The following is a 22,193-nucleotide window of genomic DNA, read 5'->3' on the forward strand; positions in this document are numbered from 1 at the left end:
ACAAATGAAAAATATATTTTTAAGCTTAAGTATTTTAGTTTTAACAACGTGTTCGTGTATAAAACAACAAGAAGGTGTTACATTAGTTGATTCAAACAAGTTTGAAGAACAGATGAAAGAACCAACTAGTCAAATTATAGACGTAAGAACTCCTGATGAATTTGCAGAAGGTCATATTACAAATGCAGTAAATATGAATGTGAATGATAGAGATTTTGAGTCAAAAATTGCTACTTTGAATAAAGAAAAACCTGTAATGGTTTATTGTAAAGCTGGAGGAAGGAGTGCCAAAGCTGCAGCCATTTTACGAGATAATGGTTTTAAACAAGTTTATGATTTAGATGGAGGAATGATAGGATGGAATGATGCTAACAAACCAGTTGAATATTAACCAAAAATTACATTTATGAAAAAAAATATTGGAAATGGAGATCGATTTCTACGAATTATGATAGGAATTATTGCCTTAATTTTAGTCATGGGAAATGTCGTTGAAGGTACTTGGATGTGGGTTGCTTTAGCAGTTGGATTAATTATGGTTCTAACATCTTCCATACAGTTTTGTCCGGCATATAGTTTATTTGGAATAAATACTTGTAAGGTTAAGAAAAAAAAATAAAACAAAGAATATGCTACAAAAAACCTCGCTTACACTAAACGAGGTTTTTTATGCTTTTAAAATTATATGTTCAATTATTATTTATTTGAATTACATACATCATGTATAGCAAAATTTTGAGCATTTCATCTTGATGTTATTTAGCTTAAAAAGAACAGAAAAATAAGAGGGAATAGTAAACCAGCAACTGCGAGTTTCCAACCTCTTCTTTTAAAGGTGTGTTTGCCATGTTTGACCATTAATGTTCCTGTAATTGCAATAATGATTAATGAAATTCCAAAAATGTCTGAAAAATAAATCCACCAATTTGAAGTGTTTTTGTGTATAAACATCATTTGACTAACAATTGGTGTTTTTATAAAAGTAGTAATTTCTCCTTTTCCTAAATTTATATCTATTTCAACATCAGTTTTTTCATAAGAAATACTTAATTCGTCTTTTTTAATTCTATGTCTTCTGAATTTATCTTTTATTCCTAATGCTTCACCAATAGCTATTGCTTTTTCTTCAGATATATCTTTTTCATCAGCCAAATTAACTTCAATGGCTTTTGTTTCAATAGTATATTTTTCGGCATGAAAACTATCTCTGTGGTTCATTAAAATTCCTGAAAAGGCAAATGTTATGATTAATCCTAAAAAGAAATATCCTAAATCTCTGTGCAATTCTCTTGCGTTAACTTTTTTCATATGTAATTAAAAATTTAATTCTAAGGTTGTGTAAAAACTTCTGGTTTCTGAAGGAATAATTCCTGGTCCAGGATAACCAGTTGCTCTTCTAGTGAAATATTTTTCGTTAGTAAAATTATTTACTCCAGCTTCTAATTTAAAATTTTTGAACTTGTAAGAAGCCGAAAAATCAAAAACAAAATAAGAAGGAATTTGTCCAAAAATACCGTAAGTATTCTCAGTTTCATCGGTTGGTGAATTATTAGCATTAGTAAACTGTTCAGACAAATGCGTAAACTGAATGTTAGACAAAAAGTTCTTATAACCTAAATTCATTCCAGTTTTGACATTCAAATTAGGTACAAATTCTACTTTATTTCCTTTAATGTTTGGAATGTCAGATTTTAAATATTCAGAATCTGTAACAGCTGTATTTGTGAAAACAGTCCATTTGAAATTTTCATTTGATTGAAAAAAAGTTTGACTGATATTCCAATCGATAAATGTTTCAATTCCATAATTAAAAGCTGTTCCGACATTATCTCTAATTCGAACGACAGCAGCAGCACCATTTGGGTTTAAGCCTTGATATTCTCCAATTTTATCATTATAATATAAAGCAAAGACACTTCCGTCAAAAGAAATTACTTTTCTAATTTGACCTCTAAATCCTAAATCAGCAGTAAATCCTTTTTCATCTGTAATGTCTGATGCAATTACCTGACTAGGTGTAACGGTTCTGATATCATTGAAAGTAACCGATCTATAATTTTGCGAAACGTTTCCGTATAATTCCGTATTATTTTTGGCTTTATAACTTAATCCAACACCTAATAAAACAAAGTTTCTGTCTTTTATGTTGTTTTCAGTTTCTTGAACATCTAATATTATGTTTCCGGCAAAATCCTCATTGATTCTTCGATAAGAACCAATGGCTTGCGTTTTAATTTTTTCAAATCTAAATCCTGGAGTAACTGAAAACTTAGAAGATAATTTAAACATATTCTCTCCAAATACAGAAAGATTTAAGTTAGGATATTCATAATCAGATTGGCTAGCATAAGTTGGAAATTCATCTGTTGCTAAATTGAAATTGGCATCACTTCCTGAACTTCCTGGTCCTTGAATTCCGTTGTTTTTGGCTTGATAATATTTTGCACCTAATAAAAAAGCACTCTCGTTATCATTGATTTTGTATGTTGTTAAGTATCGAGCTTCTGCACCCCAATTTACAAAATCACCTAAAATTAAATCTCTACCAGAGCCTTCAACATCATTTGAAGAAACTCGGTTGTCTCTATAACCAACAGCATTTCTTTCAGCATTTAATCCGAATAATTGTAAGGAGAAATTACTGTTTTTTGTTACTTTATGTTTTAATTGTAAAGCAAATAAATTCCAATTGACTTCAAACCAATTTCGTTTTCTGTTGCTTTGAAAAATATCTTCATTAAACATTTTGTCAGTTAAACCACCAGCTTGTTGTGCCAAGTAAGTAAAATAGGTGTAATCAAAATGCACTGAAGTTTTTTCGTTAAATTGATAATTTAAATTGGCAAAATAATTTTTACTTTCAAATTTGGAATTGTCTCTAAACCCATCTCCTTTTTTGTAATTATAAAAAGTATAATAACTGAATTTACCTTTTGTTCCACTCAAAGAAGTAAAGTTTGTAAATAAACCAAAAGATCCTAGTGTATTTCTAGTTTGAACTTCAATAGGTTTTTTACTTGGAGATTTTAGTTTGAAATTCACTAAACCACCAAATTGTGTTCCATATTGCAAAGAAGCAGCACCACGAATAATTTGAACTTCTTCTAATGCTTCTGTTGGAGTTGCATAATAACTTTCAGGATAACCTAAAACATCAGCACTAATATCATAACCATTTTGTCTTGTGTTAAAGTTTGATGTTCTATTTGGATTTAATCCACGACCACCAATACTCAATTGCAATCCACCATCTGAATTTTCATTAATAGTTAAACCAACAACTTGCCCAAAAATTTGACGAGCATTATTGGTTGATTTATTTGCAGTTAATTTTTCTACAGAAATAACTTCAGTTTTCTTACCAGCATAAATGGCTGTTTCTTCAACGTCTTTTAATCTGTTTAGAGCAAAAATTTTATCTTTTTGAGCTATTAAAACTATTTCGTTTAACAGATTAATTTTTTTCAGTTGGACATTATAATTTTTACTTGAGTTCGAAAAAACTACTTCTAAAACAATAAAATCTTCATTATAAAAAACAAGTTGATTGTCAATTTTATTTATGATTTCGATGGTGTAGTTGCCTGATTCATCAGAGATTGTACTTTGATTGTTGGTTTTATTGTAAATGTTAATGTTAGCCAATTTTTGTTGATTTTCATCTTCAACAAAACCAGATATTTTTTCTTGAGCAGTAACAGTGTAGCTAATTAGAATTAGTACTAATATTTTAAAGGCCTTTAATTTCATCGTTAAATGGTAAAATCCAGTTTTTAGGTTTAAATGATTCTTTTTCATTGGCTAAATTTACGTTAGGATCAATGTATTTTTGACTTAATCTTCCGTTAAGAGCAACGTAACTTTCGACATATATTCGTGGGTTTACAACACCTTGTTTTTCATAATAATCTTTCAAAATATGAGCATATTCTAAAATAAAATCTGGTTGAAAAGCCATTTGTTTTTCTTGAAAAGCTGTTAAGAATTGAGTATTATTAACTCTAATTTCTTTTTGGGTTTTAGGATCAACTACTTTAAATTGAATGTAGCCTGCTTTTTCCATCAACATTACTCGCCAAGAGAATCGGAAGCCTTCTTCTGTCCAGAATAATTCATTTGGATATAACATATACCTAAAAGGAAATACTAATTGAAAAACAATAAATAGTATTAAAATAGCTTTAGTTAATTTTGAAGCAAGTTTTGAGCTTTCAAATTGCAAAGCATTATTAAAACGTTCGAAATTAATTTTGAAAAATGATGCAATTTTTTTCAATATATTTTCATGAAATGAAGGTTCAAAAAACACTAGAGAACTTACAATCATTACAAAAGGAAAAACACCAATTGGAAATAACATTCGTGTCAAAACATGAAATAATACTACTAAAACAAATGCAAATTTACGAGTGGGTTTATAAAGTAATAAAAAAGGAATTGATAAATCATAAAGCATTCCAGTCCAACTAAAAGCATAATGCACCCAATTTTGATTTAAGAGTGTTTTTATAAAAGGTAATTCAGTATTTGTTGGTAACCAAATTTTTAAAGGCATTGCTTCAATTAGCCAATCAGAATTTATTTTAGCTAAACCTGCATAAAAATATACTATGGCAATTAAAATTTTAAGAATATCAACATTCCATTTAGGAACATATTGAAAGCGTATTTTTGGATTTTGTTTAGCATCAACTGAAAAATAAGCATTTGCTGGTAGAAATATAAACACAAAACTTACTATTGAAATAAAATAATAATGATTTAGATAAGTAGTTTTGTCTAAAAGCTCGATATAAGTAAAACAAAGAAAAAATGTGATTATTGCTATTCTGTATTTATATCCAATAGCAACACAAAAAGCAGCTATTGCCGTAATTAAAAATAGGAGGTAAGTATAGTTTCCTAATCTAGGAATCCATTCGAAACCGTAATAAGTAAAACGATTTGTAGGTAAAATATACAGTTTTTCAATCCAGCCTAAAACTGCAAATCGAATTAAACTGAAAAGCATCATTAAACCAAACGCTAACCTGTAAAAAGCTAGCGTTGCGGTTGATGTGTATGCATTAAAATATGTATTCAGTTTTTGTATCATGATTAATCACCATCACTATCTACGTAATCAATAGTGATGTTTAAGGCTTGCATCATGTCAAGTTTAATGTAAACTACGTTTTGTTGCAAAACATCATAAGCATTAAGCATTTTTGAATTGTCAGTTGAAACCTGATAAGAAAAGTTGTTATCCAAAAGGTTATTTACAGTATAGCTACTTGTAAATTGATTGTTTATAACATCACTAAGATTTTGGTCACTTCTCACTGCATTAACATAATCTAAATATGATTTTAAACTTGGACCAGTTGAAGAACTGTTGAAGTTTTTTCCATTAAAGAAATCTTGTTGAGCTTGAATTGCTGTGTTTAATAATTCTTTTGAAATGTCTTTTTTATAAAAAGCTTCAACTTTTTCTGGAAATAATGTTCCGCTAGAAAATACTCCAGCAGGAATTCCGATTTTACCACTTCTAATATCTTTTTCTAAGTTTTTAACAAACAAATTGGTTATTACATTTACCGAACTACTCACTGTGTTTCCATTGCTAGAAATGAAAGTGTTTCTATAAGATGAATTCCAATCTGCAACTACAGAATTACTATTTGCTTTCAGTTTATTCGTTACATCTAATAAATATTGTTTGTATTTATTTGCATTTGTGTTTGAAGTATAAAATGTAAGAATATCAGCATCTGTAGAACCTAAACCATTTATAAGGTAATCTAAAGCAGGAAGACCTTGTTTAGAGTATTGAGATAATAAATCTAAATTATAACTTCCTGAAGCAATATTATTTTCAATTGCAGTTGCATCTGTAGGATAAGTATTTGTAGTTTCTTTGAAGTTTATTTCTGTTGCTTTTCCAACATAAAATAAAGTCACTTTTTGATACGCTTTGTAAGCATTAATCCAAGAAGATCTAACTGTTTGTAGATTTGCTTCTGTTGGAGTAGTAGTGAAATTGATAACATCATAAGATAAAGTTTGCATTGTATCATCATAATTTTCATAGCTTGGAATTATAATGTTGTCTGCCCAATGCGTTAACATTGCAGTTCTATCATAATTATCTGTAATTGAATCATCACTATTGTCACTTGAAGAACAAGCATACATAAGTGAAATTAGACTGATAAATAAAAATATTTTCTTCATTTTTAAAATTTATTTTTGCAAAAATACAAATGTTTTTATTCTTATCTATATTTATTCTAAATAAATTTAAAATAATTTTATCAACAATTGTAAGCCTTTACGGAACTTTTAAATTAAATGTTATTCTAATTATAAAAAGAACCTCAATAACTTTTCAATTATTGAGGTAAATTTAATGTTTTTTATAAATAATTAGTTTACTGTTGCTGCTTGAGCTACTGTAAATCCAAATCTCGTTGCAATTTGAGTTGAGATAGCATCCAATTTAGGAGAGATGTTATCAATATCCCATAAGCCGTTTGGTCCACTTATTAAAGTATTTAGCATAGTATCAACTTCTACTTTTGAGAAATAAGGATTGTTGGTTCCAGGTTTGTTTGTATATCTTAATGACATGATAAAACCGTATGCTTCTGATAATGCATGAAAAGCTTTTGCACCATTATCAGTAACTAATTTAGCTTTTCCATCTTGTAAATAATACACTGCTCTTACAGCAGGAACGATAGCGATTTTTTCTTTTATGATTGCAATTTGTTCATCACGAGTTGTGTAATCGTTAGCAACAATTGCAGCTCTACCTTTTCTAAATGCTAAATCAATATCAGCTCTTACAGTATTAAAATCTGAATCAGCATTTACTTGATTGATATAACTTGACCAGAATTTATAAGAATTATTTGCTGCATCATCAGCTCCATAAATGTAGCCATAAGCTTCATCCCAATTGTGTTCCATTGTAGTATAGTTTTTGCCTGATTCTACAATTTTGTTGGTATTGTCTATAAAATTAGTTCCAGCATCTAATTTATTTACACTTAAATAAGTGTTTACAATTTGATCCATAAATGAAGCACCCATCATTCCTTTTAACAAAACTTGTTGAGGTTCTAATCCATTAGCTGCAAATAATCGCACTGAAGATCCATCTAAATATTTTCCAGCTACACCAGCAGAAGCATTATTACCTTGACTTGCATTAACTCCTTCTGTAAATTGAGTTTCAAAAAATGCTCTTACACTAACTTGTTCTGCAGTAGTTCCACCACCAAATAATAAGTCAAAATAGTCAACAGAAGCAGCAGTTTTATCTTTTAATTGTTTTCCAGAGCTGTTTAAATCTGCACTTGAAAACGGATTTCCTGTGTTAGAGTACATATTGTTTAAAACAGTTGCATCTATAGCAATTCCAGCAGTTCCTTGAGTTTTATAATAGTCACCCATCTCTTGTAACATTAAGATTCTAGCATTTTGTCCGGAATAATCAACTGAAGTTAAATTGTTTCTTTCAAAGGTATAAGTTTCAGGGATATCATATGTTTGTGTTGAAGGATTTGAATCATCATCATTAGAACATGATATAAAAAAAGTAGATAAAGCTACTAAAGCTAAAAATTGTTTTTTAGAATTCATTACTTATTTGGATTTAATTAAAATAACGACGCAAAAATAACAGGTCGTTTTTAATTGACAAAATTTATTTAGACTTATTTTAAATAAAATTTATAAGCTATTGATTTAGAGTTAATAAAAATCAATAATTTTAAGAATAACAACTAATCGTTTTTTTCATTAACTTTGCACTCCTAAATAAAAGTGCTACAATGTTAGAAAGACTTCAATATGTAAAACAACGTTTCGATGAGATATCAGATTTGATTATTCAACCTGATGTTATTGCCGATCAAAAGCGTTATGTTCAATTAAACCAAGAATACAAAGGTTTAAAAGACTTGATGGAAAAACGTGAAGAATTAATCAATATAACAGGAAATATAGATGAAGCTAATGAGATAATTGCTGATGGCTCTGATGCCGAAATGGTTGAAATGGCTAAAATGCAATTAGATGAAGCTAAAGAACGTTTGCCTCAATTGGAAGAAGAAATCAAATTTATGTTGATTCCTAAAGACCCAGAAGATGCTAAAAATGTGATGGTAGAGATTCGTGCAGGAACTGGTGGTGATGAAGCATCAATTTTTGCAGGTGATTTGTTCAGAATGTATACAAAATATTGCGAAAATAGAGGATGGAGAACTTCTGTTGTTGATATGAATGAAGGAACATCTGGTGGTTTCAAAGAGGTTATTTTTGAAGTTACTGGAGAAGATGTTTATGGAACTCTGAAGTTTGAAGCTGGTGTGCATCGTGTGCAACGTGTTCCTCAAACAGAAACTCAAGGTCGTGTGCATACTTCTGCTGCAACAGTAATGGTTTTACCAGAAGCTGAAGAATTTGATGTTCAAATAGACATGAATGATGTTCGTGTGGATTTTTTCTGTTCGTCTGGTCCTGGAGGTCAATCAGTGAATACTACAAAATCTGCTGTTCGTTTAACGCATATTCCAACTGGTTTGGTGGCTCAATGTCAAGATCAAAAATCGCAACATAAGAACAAGGATAAAGCATTAAATGTTTTACGTTCTCGTTTATATGAAATGGAATTAGCTAAGAAGGAAGCAGAAGATGCTACAAAACGTACATCACAAGTGAGTAGTGGTGACCGTTCAGCAAAAATTAGAACATATAATTATGCTCAAGGTCGTGTAACAGATCATAGAATTGGTTTAACCTTATACGATTTAGGAAATATTATGAATGGTGATATTCAAAAAATCGTAAGTGAATTACAATTGGTAAGTAATACTGAAAAATTAAAAGAGTCAGAAGTCTTTTAATTTAAGACTTATATATAAATCAAAAACAGCGAGATAATTCTCGCTGTTTTTTTCCCCGAAAGTAAGGCATTTGCCAAACTAACATACATAACTGTTAAACTAACAATTATTTTTTTGCATCTGCATTCTCTTCAGATTTTGAACCAATTCTGTTTACAGTATACATTGGTGCAAATTTTACTTTAATTCCTGCAATTTTTCTATTGTCTTCTCCAGATAAACCTTCTTTTTCAACTGTATTTTTTCTAGTATCTAGAGCTTCATAAGTTAACTTAATTTCATCCCAATCTTCTCTTGAATAATTGTCTTTATTAGCTTCTACAGTGTTGTAAAAATTTTCATAAACACTTGCGATGTTGTCTTTGTTTACCCACATAAATTTCATGTCATCATTTACATAAGAGTCACCAAAGAATGATTTATACATAACCATTTTAGAATTTTCTCCATCCATTCTTTGTTTTTCAGTAACTATTTTTACTTTATACTCATCGTATTTCATAGATGCATTGTCTAAGTCTTTTTGTAATGCATCTTTATCTTTAGCTGAAGCTAATGAAGATTCGGCATCAGTTTTCATTCTTTGGTAATCAGCTTCAATTGCATCCCAATTAGCAGCAGCTTCAGCTTCAGCAACATTACTGATTGAATCGACATAGTTTTCATAAGAATCTACTGATTTTTGGGCCATTTCTTGATTTTCATCTTTACAAGATGTAAACATTGCTGCGAAAGCAACTAATCCTAATGTTAATTTTAAATTTTTCATTTTTTTAGAGTTTTAAATTATTTAGTAAATTTATTTAGTCTGAATGTTTTAGCTGTTATATAATTTTGGTTATATCTTATACAATTAACTTACATTATTTAATTTTTTATTTTAATGTTTTTTTGAAGAGTCAACTTTTTTTGCAATAAAATTGGTTACTCCATATTGTAAAACATATCCCAATATTTTCTTAAACATTGAATGTGATTTTCCCAAAAGAAGTCTCTTTGAAAAAAAACCACCTGCAAGACTAACTGCAGATTGAAGTAAATTTGATTTAACTCCAGGAGATTCTTTAAAATCAATTAATGTTTGATTCAGAATATTGATAGGCTTAATACTTTCATAAGTAGCATTTAATTGATATTTTAATTCTTCAAATTTCAATGCTCTTTTACGTTCTAAAAGTTCGATTGCAATATCTAATTCTTCATTTTGGTTCTTATAAGATCTCATCGTTTGAAATATTTGGATTTGTATTTTTAACTTTTGGGTGTAATAATTTTGCAATTACTAAATTGGTCAAAGGAATTTTTAATAGTTTATCGCTAAATAAAAATAGTATAATTGCGACTATTAAATAAAAACCAGATACAATTAAAAATCCTAGATACATTTCATCTAAAAGCTTTCCAATGTAAAGACTTAAGGCTATGTTTATCAATAAAGAAAACATTGCAACAACCATTAATAAAGCTAATCTTGCAAATAATGATGAAACTACATCAGCAGTTTTATCAATTGCATTTAACCTATAGAGTTCTAAACTTGTTTCAGTATACTCTTTGGCTTTTTCATATAACTTTTCAAAGTTTGTTGCAATATTATCCATTTTCTATGATTTAGTAATTTGTTTTTTTGCGTTAACTGCTTCTTCTTTTCCTTCTTCTAGCAAGCTTTCCCCTTTGCTAACTAATGTGTTGTATTTTTCAGAAACGGTGTCTAAAAACTCGCTGAAGCTATCTTTTAAGCTGTCTTTAGCTGAATTGCTCTTGTCAGCGATTTTTTTTCTAGTTTTTGATCCTTTGTCTGGAGCAAACAAAATTCCTAATGCTGCACCAACTGCAACTCCGCTTAATACTCCAATTATTGTTTTACTTGTTTTCATAATTTTTTATTTTTTTAATTATTTTTATTTGTTTTTATACTCCTTTTCCTCTAATCAATCTTAATAAAATTGCAATTACGGCTATTACTAATAAGATATGAATTAATCCACTTGCACTGTAAACGAAGAACCCTAAGGCCCAAAATATCACTAAGATAACTGCAATTAGGTATAATAAATTTTGCATGATTTCTATTTTTTTAAAGGTTACTAATTAATTTAATTTAAACGCTACATAAAGACTAATGTTGCTGTTTTTTCCATCAGGAAAAGTATAAGTTGTTCCAGCAAAATCTCTTTCTTTTCCTACAGTAGAAAGACCGTAGTTATAACGTGCTCCAATTCCTATTGAATTAAAGTCGAACCCTAAACCAGCAGAAAGTCCTACATCAAATTTGTTGAAATCATCATTATCAATATCTTCTTCAAAATTGACATCTCCATCGCTATTTTCATTCGTTACTTGAGCATCAATTAAATAAGCAAAGTAAGGACCAGCGTGAATATTTATATTATCAGTCAAATTGACTTTTAATAATAATGGCACTTCAATATAATTTAATTTAAACTTAGCTTTTCCACTTACAAAAGCGTTATCATATTCAAGTTCTGCACCTTTTCTAGAATATAAAAACTCAGGTTGAAAGGCTAATGAACTAGTTAGCGGAACTGATGCATAAAAACCTGCATTAAAACTTGTTAATACATTATTATCATCAACATCTTCTGTGTACATATTTGAAAAGTTTACACCACCTTTTACACCAACTTGTGCGTTTCCTGTATCATTTGTTTGAGCTTGAACATTTGCAAATGTTGCTCCTAAACAAAAAATAATAGCCGAAAATAATTGAATTCTGTTTTTCATAGTAATAGATTTAGTTTAATATTTTTTTTCTTTTCTACATTACAAAGATGCAACAGGTTAGGAGCTATTTCGTTATAAGATATTTTCGATGTTTTATAGAATTTCCATTTAGTGTTATATTTATAAAATTAAACTAAAAAAAGACTCTCCATTATAAATGAAGAGTCTTTTGAAATGTAATCTATGAATTACTATTTGAAGCCTTGATCAGAGAGTTTTTTTTTTATTGTGTTTAGTTCTTTATCAATATTATGTAGGTTTTTTTCATTGGAAACGATTTCGACATCGTGAATAAAATCTGCAAATTTTGAAGGTTTAATAGGATTCGAAAACTTTATTGCATAACTTTTTGCAAATTCAGCTCCAAAATATAATATTACTGAAGAATAATATACCCAAACCATTAATATTACAAATGAACCAGCAGCTCCATAAACATCTTGAATATTTGAATTGGATATGTAAAAAGAAATTAAAAATTTCCCAATCATAAATAATATCGCAGTTGGAACCTGTCTCCATTTTATTTCTGCATCAGGTAAGATGGTGAAAATTGCTCCAAATAATAAAGAGATAATACTAAACGTAATTATATTATTGGCAATATATACTAAATAAAAAGCAGAATCTGAGAATTGGGAAAAGAATCGATCACTTAGAACGTCCATTATGGTTGAAACACCTAAAGAAACCAAAAGAATAAAACCAAAACTACCAATAACACCAAAAGACAATAATCGCGATTTTATAAACAACCAAAATCCTGATTTTTTCTTCGGTTTGATTCCCCAAATTGTGTTTATAGAATCTTGAATTTCTGCAAAAACAGATGTTGCTCCAATAAGTAAGGTAACTACTCCAATAATTCCAGCAATAGTACCTTCATTAGATAAGCTTAAATTTTCAATAATGTCTTGAATTTGATTGGCACTTGATGGTCCGACAAAATTTTTAATTTGTCCGTAAATCGTACCTTCTATTGCTTCTCTTCCTAAAAAAATATCAGATAAAAATAAAATAACTAATAGTAAAGGTCCTAATGAAAACATAGTAGTGTATGCTAATGCACCACTCATTTTCAAAACTTTATGTTCTAAAAAACCATTGAAAGCATTTCTAATTACCTGAAATAATGAAACGAAATATTCTTTTGTAGCACTCATAATGTGAATTTATAAAAGATCATCTAACAATTCATTATTACTAATTAAAATATCTTTAGACTTATCAGCAAAATTCTTGAATTCTATATCTTTTGATGTTTTTTCAATAGTGTCAAATAATTGTATCTGATTTTTAATTTCCTTTTCTAATAATGAAATTAAATAGTAACTTGAGTTAATTCCTTGTAAAAAATTTTGATTTAAGTTTAAATCATAAATAGGTTCTGGAATAATGATTAAATTTTCATCCGTAATTTTTTTTAAATCGTTTTGGATTTTCTGGTGGTCTTTTTTAATTTTTAGAATTATTTGAGATTCATTTAACTTTTTGGAATTGTTAAATGCAATAGAAGCTATATCAATAATTTTTTTATTAGTTTCATTTAAAAAAGCTACACTGTTAAAATTTATTTTAGATTCAATGTTTATTGATTTTTGATTTAAAGGATGTACATTGATATTACTTAATGATTTATCTTTTTTTAAACAAGATGCAAAAAGAATAATCACAAGTACGCACATATAGGATAATAATTTAAGACTTGGGAGTTTTAACATCGCGTAATTTTTATTACAAATTACGTAATAAAAACAATTAATTATGTTATAACATTAATAAGCAATCTTACATAATTTCCATGTAATATTCCTTGAAAACGAGTGTTTAGGAACAGTTTTATTTTCTATTTTCACTATTTTCTTTTTTACCTTCTTCAATTAATTTTTCAACTTCTTCAGCTTCATCACCTTTAAGATTTTCAATATGTTTACTTTGTTTAGATTTATCTTTATTGATTATGAATTTTGAATAAATAGGAAAATGATCTGAACCAAAATATTCTAATTTTTTTAATTCTTCCATAAAAATATCAGCCGTGTGAAAAATTAAATCAATAGGAAATCTCATGAAAAAATATTTGGCATGATAAGTTGAAATAAAGCCTTTTCCTATTCTACCATCTATTGTTTTACTGGTTTTTCTGAATAGTATAGATGATTTTGCCCAAGCAACATTATTAAAATCACCAACAATTATACAAGTATCTGCGTTATTTTTAACTCTTTTTGCTACACTTAATAATTCTCCATCTCTTTCTTTTGAATTATCTTCTTCAGTAGGACTCGGTGGTGGTGGATGAACACCAAAAAAGGTAAAAATGTAACCATCTTCTGTCTGCAATTTGGCTTCTATACTTGGGATATCATCTGCAACAAAATAATGCACTTTATAATCTAAAATGGTAATTTTAGAATAAAAATGCATTCCATATGTGTTTTCTAAAGGAATTTTAATACTGAAAGGATATTCTTTATCAAATTCATTCAATGACTCTTGCCATTTCTTATCAGATTCAATAGTTAAGAAAAGATTTGGTTTGTACTTATTTATTAAGTTTTTAAAAAGATTAAAGTCATTATTGTCTTTATAAACATTAGCAGATATTAATGAAATCTTCTCTGAAGAATTTTCAAAATGTTTCTTTTGTGAAGTTTTATAAAACGATGTGAATTTATAGAGTGCTGATAGGTGAATGAAGATAAAAATTATAGTTGCAAATTGAAGTACAGTTATTAACCAGGATTCTTTATCTAATAAAAAGAAACTCAACAATAAAAAAGTTACTTGAAGAGTGACTATTTGAATTTTGCCATATTCAGAAATTTTGAAGAACCAATTAGATAAATTAGTATAAGGCAATATACTAAACAATAATAACAGAGAAGATATAATAATAAACCACATAAGTAAAATATTTAGTTTAGTATATTTGGTTTTATACTCTTATTATTTAAGCTGGAAAATAAACAGTGAAGGTTGTTCCATCTCCTAATTTACTAGTTGCAAAAATATGTCCATCGTGTGTTTCAACAATTTTTTTACAAATTGCTAAACCAACTCCAGTTCCTTGATATTCTGTCTTTCCATGAAGACGATTAAATAATAAAAATATCTTTTCAGCATTTTCTTGATCAAAACCAATTCCATTGTCTGTAAATTCTATTTTATAGTATTTTTTTGAAGTATTGTCTTTTAATTTTGATTCGTTTCTAGCTATTGTTTCGGTACAAGAAATGTCAATCACAGGAGCAACATCTTCTTTTGCATATTTTAAGGAATTACTCAATAAATTAGTAAATAATTGTTGCGTTTGAAAGCTTATTCCATTAATTACAGGTAGTTTAGAATGATTGATGATTGCTTTTTTGTCTTCTATATTTTGAGATAATTCTAATAAACTGTTTGTTAATTGTTCATTTAAATCAATTTTTTCAAATATTTTTTCAGTTCTATTTGTTCTTGAATATTGTAATAAATCATTAATTAAAACACGCATTCTATTGGATGCTTTTTCAATTCTACCTAAATATTCGATACCAAATTCAGATAAATTATCTTTTTCTTTATCATTAATCCTTGAAATAAAAGTTTGAATTTTACGAAGAGGTTCTTGTAAATCATGACTAGCCACGTGATTAAACTCACTTAATTCCTTTATATTTTGTTCTAATTCTTTATTTCTATTTCTTAATTGCTCACTTTTGTTATAATCTTCAGTAACATCTTGAGTTGTACCAATCATACTTTCTGTTCCGCTAACATCCTTAAAAGACTTTGCTATTGTACTAAAATGTCTAATTGCACCATCTTTTCTAATGATACGATAATTCATATTTGGGATTTCCTTTGTATTTAGAGCACTTTCATTGGCTTCTATCACAATATGTTTATCTTCAGGATGAACAAACTCTAATAATTTTTCTATAGAAGGATTGAACGATTGAGGCTCACAACCTAATAACCTAAATTTATTATCTGAATAAGTAAATTCAAAAGTATCATAACTTAAAACCCAACTTCCATATTGTCCTAGAATCTCAGCTTGTCTACTTGATTCATCAAATATTTTTAATTCTTTATTTACTTTAATTAAATCTTCATTACTAGTTATTAATAATTCATTTTTAATATGGTCGTCAGTAATATCTATTGTTACACCTAAAACTGTTTTATTACCCAAATCGTCAATAAATAATTTTCCAGTAGATCTTAAGTATCGAATTTGACCATCTTTTCTAGTTATTCTAAAATAGGAATAGGGAAGACTTTCATCTTTTAAAATTTTGTCAAAAATATCATTAACAATTTGATAGTCTTCTTCATGCACAAATTTCATAAAATTTTCTTGTCCAGCTTCAAACGATTGTGGTTCAGTTCCAAGTATTCTATATAAGTTATCAGAATAAATAATAACATTGGTGTTTAAATTCCATTCCCATGTTCCAAATTCAGAAAGAATTTCACCTTGATAACTTAGAAATTGAGATTTTTTTAATTTTGTATTTGCAGCTTGAAGTTTGTCTACATCTCTTGTGGTTTGATTATAAGCATAAATTAACAACGCTAAAGTAATTAAGAGTATAGTTAGTGTAAGAATTGGTGTAAAATAAACTTGATTGTTATATTCTGAATTTCGTGCTCTAAGATAACTTTCTTCTAGAGCTACCATTTCATTTAGTTTATCTCTAGTATCAACTAACAATTTACTACTTTCTCTAAAATTTTTTTTAAAAGCACTATTATTCGTGATATTGACTCCTCTGCTTTGTTCAGCATATTCTTTCATGTATTCATACCTTTTATTGACTATTTTAAAAAGGTCTTGAAGATTATCTTGTTGTTCTTGATTATCACTTATTAAAGTTTTTAATGATAAAAAAGTGTTATTTACGTTTTTTGTTGCCTTTCTGTAAGGTTCTAAATACAGCGTGTCTTTAGATATTAGATAACCTCTCATGCTATTCTCAGAATCTTTTATAAAAGAAAATAAGCGTTCTAGTTCAAGATTAACCTCATAAGTATGCATCAATAATTTGGAAGAGTTTGAAATATTATTGATATGTTTAAATGTAATAGCTCCAAGAAAGAGTATTACAAATAAACTTATTGTAAAAATAATTTTGTGTAATAAAGATGACTTATGTTTTATATCTTTTAGAGGCATTATAATCTAAGTAAAAAATTTTCTTTGTTTAACCCATTAGTGTGATATTGCCAATTTATAGTAACAACATCTGATAGTATTTTCTTTAAATCGTTGAAATTACTTGGCTTTTTGATATAAATATTTGCTCCTAAAACAAAGGTGTTTTCTATATCTTCTTCAGAGGATGAAGTAGAGTAAATGGCAATTGCAATATCTTTAAATTTATCATTTTGTTTGATTTCTTTTAGACATTCAATTCCATTTAAAATTGGCATATTTAAATCCAGAAAGATAATATTTGGCAAAACTGTATCTGAATGTTCTAAAAAATTAATTAATTCACGACCGTTTTTAACTGTGTTAACCACGGTATTTATTTTTAACTCGTCAAAAGCATCTGTAAAAAACAATCTATCATCTTCATCATCATCAGCCAAAGTAATTAGGATAAAATCTTCTTGCATAATTTTTTAGTTTAAGTTTTTTGTAGTGATTTCTCTTCTCTTTTTAATAATTCGTTGAAATGCAGATGGAGTTATTCCGGTTGTGTTTTTAAATTGTGAGCTTAAATGAGCAACACTTGAATAATTTAATTTAAAAGCAATTTCGGTCAACGATAACTGATTGCTTATAATAAGTTGTTTGGTATATTCAATTTTTTGAATAATAATAAAATTTTCAATGGAAGTATAGGTAACTTCTGAAAAAAGATTAGATAAATAGCCATAACTATGACCTAATTTCTCAGCGATATAAACAGAACTTTTTACATTTACTGTAGAATCTTCATTAAAAACCATATCAATAATGGTGTCTTTTATTTTTTGAATTAAAATGGATTTTTGATTTTCAACGATTTCAATTCCATAATTCTTCAGTGAATTGCTAAATTCACTTAATCTTTCATTAGAAACCTTTTCTAAAAATTCGATTTCTCCAAAGCCTAAAACCTTGTGTTTTATTTGATGTTCCTCTAATTTTTCTTCGAGAACTTTTTTGCAAATTGAGTTGAAATCAAACTTTATAAATACTTTCATAGCTATTACTTTAATCCGTAAATTTATTTAAAATTAATGATATTTTCCTTATTTATTCTCAATTCTTTCATAAGAAACAGTTGTAGTTGGTAAATTATAACCACTTGATTTTAGAATTTTGTAAACGGCTAATTGCAAGTCTGATTTTAATTTTCCTCCTGGAGCTTTTACTTCATCAGTTTTATACCAATAATAAATTTTAATATTAACGATATCATTCTCGATTTTATCAACTAAACAGAATGACTTGGTATTTTTAATACAAATTCATTTTCCATTAATGTTGCGTCTATTTGTTGCATTGCTAAATCAATTTTTTCATCATGAGCAACACTAATTATAAAATCATCTCTCATTAATTGATCTACCGTAAAATTTTCTAAATTATTTTTTAAAATAGAGCCGTTTGGAATATAAGCATCAATTCCGTTTAAAGTTTTAATGGTTGTTGAACGCAAACTCATTTCAATAACTCTTCCTTTTACATTTTCAATTTGAATTAGATCTCCAATTCTGAAAGGTCTTTGAAAAGCCATTAAAATTCCGGCAAGAAAATTTTCTCCAATATCTTTTAATGCAAAACCAATTATAAATGTAGATAATCCAGCTGCAGCTAAAATTTTATTGGTAACATCATCAAAACCAAGAATGCCTAAACAAACCACAAATAGGATTATAGTTAAAACCATTGAAATAATACTTAAAATAAAATCAGCAATCAAAGGATCATTTGCTTTTGAAATGATTATTTTTTTGGAATATTTATTGATTAACTTGATAATTAATAATCCAATAATAAAGATAATTACTGAAAAAATAATAGTTGGCAATTGATTAATTAAACCAAACCAAGATTGATATAAAGATTGTTTAAATGTTTCTATTTCTGGACTCATAAACGTTTATTTATTTTTTTTAGCCTCTTTTTCTGCTTCTTTAGCTGCTTTTTCTTTTTCTCGTTCTTTCTTCTTAAAATAACCTCTTAATAGAAAATTATGTTTAGCAGCTTCCATATTTTCTTCTAAACCTTTAGAACTTTTTCTTAAATTTTCCATCGTTCTATCTAAATCTTTAGCCATTCCTTCATCATTCATTAATTTTCCAATTGTTCCTTCACCGTTGTTAATATCACTTAATAACAGAGCTAATTCACTTGTGATAATTTCAGCATTTTCAGCAGTAACTTTTATAGATGATAATATTTCATCAAATTCTACAGGTTCAAAGGATTCTATTCGATCACCATCTTTAACCTGAGGAGATTTTGAACTTCCTTGAGAAATAGTTAAAATTCGATCACCTATAACTCCTTCAGAAGCGATGGATGCTTTACTATCTTTTTTAATGAATTTTTTTACATCGTTGTCTATTGAGGCAATTATATTTACAGTAGAATCATTAATGATTTGAATATTTTCAATAACTCCAACCGATATTCCAGAGAATCGTACTTGACCACCAACTTGTAAACCACTTACATTTCCAAAATTGGTTGTGATTTTAAATTTAGAACTAAAAAGATTTTGATTTGTTCCAATAAAAAATATGATGATAAATAGAATTAGTATTCCTAAAGATACAAAAATTCCTAATCTTACTTTATATGCGTTTTTATTTGTTGTCATGATTTCTTAATTAAAAAATGATTGAATATAGGGGTCATTATCTGTTGTAAATTCTTCTAAGCTACCTTCTTTATAGACTTTTCCATCTTTTAGCATTATAATTCTGTCTGCAACTGTTTTAACACATTTTATATCGTGTGTAATAATTATAGAGGAATTATTAAATTTATTTTTTGTTTCGTTTATTAAATCGCTTATTTCGTCTGAAGTTATTGGATCTAAACCTGTAGTAGGTTCATCATAAAGTATTATTTTAGGATTTACTACTAATGTTCTTGCTAAACCAATTCTTTTTTTCATTCCACCAGAAAGTTCCGATGGCATTTTATCGATTGAATTGGGCATACTTACATTTTCTAAGGCTTCTTCAATTTTAGTAGTAACTTCTTCTTTGGAAAATTTTTTATCCAATCTAGAAAGTGCGAAGGTTAAATTCTCTCTCACTGTCATAGAATCATAAAGAGCAGCACCTTGAAAAAGAAAGCCAATTTTTTTACGTACTTCAATTAGTTCTTCTTCATTAATATCAGTTAACTCATAATTGCCCACTTTTATACTTCCTTCATCATGCTGTAAAAGACTAACAATGCATTTTATCAAAACAGATTTTCCTGTTCCAGATTTCCCTAAAATTACTAAATTTTCTTTTTCATACAATTGTAATGTTACACCTTGTAAAACCTTTTGATCTCCAAAACTTTTTTTGAGATTCTTGATATCTATAATTATGTTTTTTGCTGTCTTTTCCATTATAATAAATCAGTTATTTGTACAGCAATTAAGTCTACAACAATTAATAATAAGGAAGCGGTTACAACTGCTGAGTTTGCAGCAATACCAACACTTTCTGTTCCTCTTCCTGCATTGTAACCTTTGTAACACCCAACTAAACCAATAACGGCTCCAAAAAAGAAAGATTTGATTATAGCTGGAATAATATCAATAAATTCTACTACTTTAAAAGCTTGCGTTATGAATAATTTTAAACTCACATCATCTTTAATGTTTACTCCTAACCAGCTTCCAAATATTCCAATTGCATCAGCATATAAAGTAAGGATTGGAATCATCACTGTAGCTGCTAAAACTCGTGGTATAATTAAAAAATTTACTGGATTTGTGTTAGAAACTTCCATGGCATCGATTTGTTCTGTTACGCGCATTGAACCTAATTCAGCACCCATACTTGAACCGATTTTTCCAGCACAAATTAAAGCTGTGATAACTGGTCCCATTTCTCTAATAATAGAAACAGCAACCATTCCAGGAAGCATTGCAACTGCTCCAAATTCAACTAATGGTGGTCGTGATTGAATTGTTAGAACTAAACCAATTATAATTCCTGTTATGGAAATTAAACCAACTGATTTATTTCCAATTTGATAGCATTGTTTTAAAAACTCTTGAAATTCTAATCGATTCGAAAATAGATTTCGAGTTATGTTTTTTAAATAATTTACAACATTTGCTACATTTAAAAAAAAAGCAACACTCTTTTCTTTTGCAACAGATAAAAGTGGCTTGTCGGTTTGAGAAGAAAGTATTTTTTTGCTCATTGTCTATAAATTATGAAACAAAAATAGTCAGTAGCGGTGTTTTCTTTCTTACACAATTTCATTTATTTCTTATAAGATGTTTATTATTTACTTAACATTTTATAAATCTTATTTAGAATTTTGTAAGACTCTAATGGCTTGCTATTCTTAGCTTTGGATAAACTAAAAATACAACTATCATGAGTAAAATAGAAAATTTATTTGAGGAAAAAGCAATAGAAAAATTGCAGAAATTAATTGCAGACACAAAAACCTGTTTGTTTTGTACAGATTTAACATCATTACCTATTAGTACAAGACCAATGGCAAGTACGAAAGTAGATGATTTAGGTAATTTATGGTTTATAAGTTCTTCACAGAGTAATAAAAATTTTGAAATTAAAGCAGATAATAGAGTTCAACTTTTTTATACAAATACTAACGAAAGTGAATTTCTATCTATTTATGGAAATGCTCAAATATTCAAGGATAAAGTAATTATTGAAAAACTTTGGTCACCAATCGCAAAAGCATGGTTTGATGAAGGCAAAAAAGATCCGAATGTTTCAGTAATTTGTGTAAAACCAAGCGATGTACATTATTGGGACAATAAAAACGGAAAAATTATTTCTTTACTAAAAATAGCAACTCAAGCAGCAACTGGTATTAAAATGGATATTGGAAGAGAAGGAGATTTGAAATTTTAGAATCTAAATTTAATTCCATTAAAAAAGGCTTTTCAATATGAAAAGCCTTTTTTATTTTTATGAATATGCCTTTTCAACATCTTCTAGAGTTTTTATCGATTCATATTCAATTTTAATGCTGTTATAATGATTGCTTAAAATATTTCTTAAATCCATTGTAATATATTCTTTATCCAAAATATCTTCAAGATGATCTAAAATATCTTTTTCAATTTTTATGGATTCTTCAAGTAAAGTTTGATTATCTTTTTCTGATGTTATTCTTTTTGTAGAAGATAAACTTTCAGCATCTGCATTTTGATCAATTGTTATTTCTTCTGATTTTAATAAATGAGTTCTTAATTCTTTTACTAAACTATTTCTATGTAAAATTTTAGAATTTAAGTATTTTATTAAACTTTTATTTGTTGCATTTACTGTACCATCCTTATAAACTTTCTCAACAATGATGGCCTTTTTTATAATTGCTTGAATTTTCTGATTCATTTCTATATTTGATCCCAT

At 28.0% G+C, this 22,193-nt stretch carries 26 protein-coding genes; 4 read left to right on the plus strand and 22 right to left on the minus strand.

Annotated elements, in window-relative coordinates; all coding sequences use genetic code 11:
* Positions 1 to 4 precede the first annotated feature (4 nt).
* Together AABJ49_RS00555 and AABJ49_RS00560 are read left to right on the plus strand one after the other, a co-directional pair.
* On the plus strand, positions 5 to 391 hold the full coding sequence (locus AABJ49_RS00555; protein ID WP_338375100.1) for a rhodanese-like domain-containing protein: 387 nt from the start codon (positions 5 to 7) through the stop codon (positions 389 to 391).
* A gap of 15 nt (positions 392 to 406) precedes the next feature.
* Complete coding sequence (locus AABJ49_RS00560) at positions 407 to 619, plus strand: DUF2892 domain-containing protein (protein WP_338375103.1); 213 nt, start codon at positions 407 to 409, stop codon at positions 617 to 619.
* 140 nt (positions 620 to 759) lie between these two features.
* Here AABJ49_RS00560 and AABJ49_RS00565 read toward each other — a convergent pair whose 3' ends face one another.
* From AABJ49_RS00565 to AABJ49_RS00585, 5 genes are all read right to left on the minus strand, one after another.
* On the minus strand, positions 760 to 1,308 hold the full coding sequence (locus AABJ49_RS00565; RefSeq protein ID WP_338375106.1) for a PepSY-associated TM helix domain-containing protein: 549 nt from the start codon (positions 1,306 to 1,308) through the stop codon (positions 760 to 762).
* A 6-nt stretch (positions 1,309 to 1,314) separates the two neighbouring features.
* Positions 1,315 to 3,798 carry a TonB-dependent receptor gene (locus AABJ49_RS00570; protein WP_338375109.1) on the minus strand — a complete coding sequence of 828 codons (2,484 nt, stop codon included), beginning with the start codon at positions 3,796 to 3,798 and terminating at the stop codon, positions 1,315 to 1,317.
* Entirely contained in the window at positions 3,731 to 5,095 is a 1,365-nt protein-coding gene (locus AABJ49_RS00575) for an HTTM domain-containing protein (protein ID WP_338375111.1), read from the minus strand. Before AABJ49_RS00575 ends, AABJ49_RS00570 begins: the two co-directional genes overlap by 68 nt.
* Positions 5,096 to 5,097: 2 nt before the next feature.
* Positions 5,098 to 6,213 (minus strand): imelysin family protein, encoded by a 1,116-nt coding sequence (locus AABJ49_RS00580; protein ID WP_338375113.1) that lies wholly within the window; start codon positions 6,211 to 6,213, stop codon positions 5,098 to 5,100.
* Between the two features lie 192 nt (positions 6,214 to 6,405).
* Complete coding sequence (locus AABJ49_RS00585; protein ID WP_338375115.1) at positions 6,406 to 7,626, minus strand: DUF4856 domain-containing protein; 1,221 nt, start codon at positions 7,624 to 7,626, stop codon at positions 6,406 to 6,408.
* Between the two features lie 191 nt (positions 7,627 to 7,817).
* Here AABJ49_RS00585 and prfA point away from each other — a divergent pair, with 191 nt between their 5' ends.
* Positions 7,818 to 8,891 carry a peptide chain release factor 1 gene (gene prfA / locus AABJ49_RS00590; protein ID WP_338375117.1) on the plus strand — a complete coding sequence of 358 codons (1,074 nt, stop codon included), beginning with the start codon at positions 7,818 to 7,820 and terminating at the stop codon, positions 8,889 to 8,891.
* Between the two features lie 106 nt (positions 8,892 to 8,997).
* On the opposite strand, the gene AABJ49_RS00595 is transcribed toward prfA, so the two are convergent.
* The 16 genes from AABJ49_RS00595 to AABJ49_RS00670 form a co-directional block, all read right to left on the minus strand.
* Positions 8,998 to 9,660 carry a hypothetical protein gene (locus tag AABJ49_RS00595; RefSeq protein WP_338375120.1) on the minus strand — a complete coding sequence of 221 codons (663 nt, stop codon included), beginning with the start codon at positions 9,658 to 9,660 and terminating at the stop codon, positions 8,998 to 9,000.
* Between the two features lie 111 nt (positions 9,661 to 9,771).
* Positions 9,772 to 10,116, minus strand: a complete 345-nt coding sequence (locus AABJ49_RS00600) for a hypothetical protein (protein ID WP_338375122.1) — start codon at positions 10,114 to 10,116, stop codon at positions 9,772 to 9,774.
* The gene (locus AABJ49_RS00605; RefSeq protein WP_338375125.1) at positions 10,103 to 10,492 is read right to left on the minus strand and encodes a hypothetical protein; all 390 of its coding nucleotides are present in this window, start codon (positions 10,490 to 10,492) and stop codon (positions 10,103 to 10,105) included. The genes AABJ49_RS00600 and AABJ49_RS00605 overlap by 14 nt, the downstream gene beginning before the upstream one ends.
* 3 nt (positions 10,493 to 10,495) lie before the next feature.
* The gene (locus tag AABJ49_RS00610) at positions 10,496 to 10,768 is read right to left on the minus strand and encodes a YtxH domain-containing protein (RefSeq protein ID WP_338375127.1); all 273 of its coding nucleotides are present in this window, start codon (positions 10,766 to 10,768) and stop codon (positions 10,496 to 10,498) included.
* 34 nt (positions 10,769 to 10,802) lie between these two features.
* Positions 10,803 to 10,955, minus strand: coding sequence for a lmo0937 family membrane protein (locus AABJ49_RS00615; protein WP_338375130.1), 153 nt, complete (start codon positions 10,953 to 10,955; stop codon positions 10,803 to 10,805).
* Between the two features lie 27 nt (positions 10,956 to 10,982).
* The gene (locus tag AABJ49_RS00620; protein ID WP_338375132.1) at positions 10,983 to 11,636 is read right to left on the minus strand and encodes a porin family protein; all 654 of its coding nucleotides are present in this window, start codon (positions 11,634 to 11,636) and stop codon (positions 10,983 to 10,985) included.
* A gap of 191 nt (positions 11,637 to 11,827) precedes the next feature.
* The gene (locus AABJ49_RS00625; protein ID WP_338375135.1) at positions 11,828 to 12,799 is read right to left on the minus strand and encodes a YihY/virulence factor BrkB family protein; all 972 of its coding nucleotides are present in this window, start codon (positions 12,797 to 12,799) and stop codon (positions 11,828 to 11,830) included.
* Between the two features lie 9 nt (positions 12,800 to 12,808).
* Entirely contained in the window at positions 12,809 to 13,321 is a 513-nt protein-coding gene (locus tag AABJ49_RS00630) for a hypothetical protein (protein ID WP_338375137.1), read from the minus strand.
* A gap of 154 nt (positions 13,322 to 13,475) precedes the next feature.
* Positions 13,476 to 14,543, minus strand: a complete 1,068-nt coding sequence (locus tag AABJ49_RS00635) for an endonuclease/exonuclease/phosphatase family protein (protein WP_338375140.1) — start codon at positions 14,541 to 14,543, stop codon at positions 13,476 to 13,478.
* Between the two features lie 46 nt (positions 14,544 to 14,589).
* Positions 14,590 to 16,803: a PAS domain-containing protein gene (locus AABJ49_RS00640; protein ID WP_338375142.1), complete on the minus strand. Its 2,214-nt coding sequence runs from the start codon at positions 16,801 to 16,803 to the stop codon at positions 14,590 to 14,592.
* Complete coding sequence (locus AABJ49_RS00645; RefSeq protein WP_338375145.1) at positions 16,803 to 17,249, minus strand: response regulator; 447 nt, start codon at positions 17,247 to 17,249, stop codon at positions 16,803 to 16,805. The genes AABJ49_RS00640 and AABJ49_RS00645 overlap by 1 nt, the downstream gene beginning before the upstream one ends.
* Before the next feature lie 6 nt (positions 17,250 to 17,255).
* Complete coding sequence (locus tag AABJ49_RS00650) at positions 17,256 to 17,822, minus strand: AraC family transcriptional regulator (RefSeq protein WP_338375148.1); 567 nt, start codon at positions 17,820 to 17,822, stop codon at positions 17,256 to 17,258.
* 233 nt (positions 17,823 to 18,055) lie between these two features.
* On the minus strand, positions 18,056 to 18,718 hold the full coding sequence (locus AABJ49_RS00655; protein ID WP_338375151.1) for a mechanosensitive ion channel domain-containing protein: 663 nt from the start codon (positions 18,716 to 18,718) through the stop codon (positions 18,056 to 18,058).
* Between the two features lie 6 nt (positions 18,719 to 18,724).
* On the minus strand, positions 18,725 to 19,447 hold the full coding sequence (locus tag AABJ49_RS00660; RefSeq protein ID WP_338375154.1) for an MlaD family protein: 723 nt from the start codon (positions 19,445 to 19,447) through the stop codon (positions 18,725 to 18,727).
* A 6-nt stretch (positions 19,448 to 19,453) separates the two neighbouring features.
* Positions 19,454 to 20,197, minus strand: coding sequence for an ATP-binding cassette domain-containing protein (locus AABJ49_RS00665; protein WP_338375156.1), 744 nt, complete (start codon positions 20,195 to 20,197; stop codon positions 19,454 to 19,456).
* Positions 20,197 to 21,003, minus strand: a complete 807-nt coding sequence (locus AABJ49_RS00670; protein WP_338375158.1) for an ABC transporter permease — start codon at positions 21,001 to 21,003, stop codon at positions 20,197 to 20,199. The genes AABJ49_RS00665 and AABJ49_RS00670 overlap by 1 nt, the downstream gene beginning before the upstream one ends.
* 179 nt (positions 21,004 to 21,182) lie before the next feature.
* On the opposite strand from AABJ49_RS00670, the gene AABJ49_RS00675 reads away from it, so the two are divergent.
* Positions 21,183 to 21,689, plus strand: a complete 507-nt coding sequence (locus tag AABJ49_RS00675) for a pyridoxamine 5'-phosphate oxidase family protein (protein ID WP_338375159.1) — start codon at positions 21,183 to 21,185, stop codon at positions 21,687 to 21,689.
* Between the two features lie 57 nt (positions 21,690 to 21,746).
* Here the strand turns inward: AABJ49_RS00675 and AABJ49_RS00680 are convergent, their stop codons facing one another.
* Positions 21,747 to 22,193, minus strand: a complete 447-nt coding sequence (locus tag AABJ49_RS00680; RefSeq protein WP_338375162.1) for a hypothetical protein — start codon at positions 22,191 to 22,193, stop codon at positions 21,747 to 21,749.

Origin of the sequence: uncultured Flavobacterium sp., assembly GCF_963922255.1 — a bacterium.
Lineage (GTDB): Bacteria > Bacteroidota > Bacteroidia > Flavobacteriales > Flavobacteriaceae > Flavobacterium.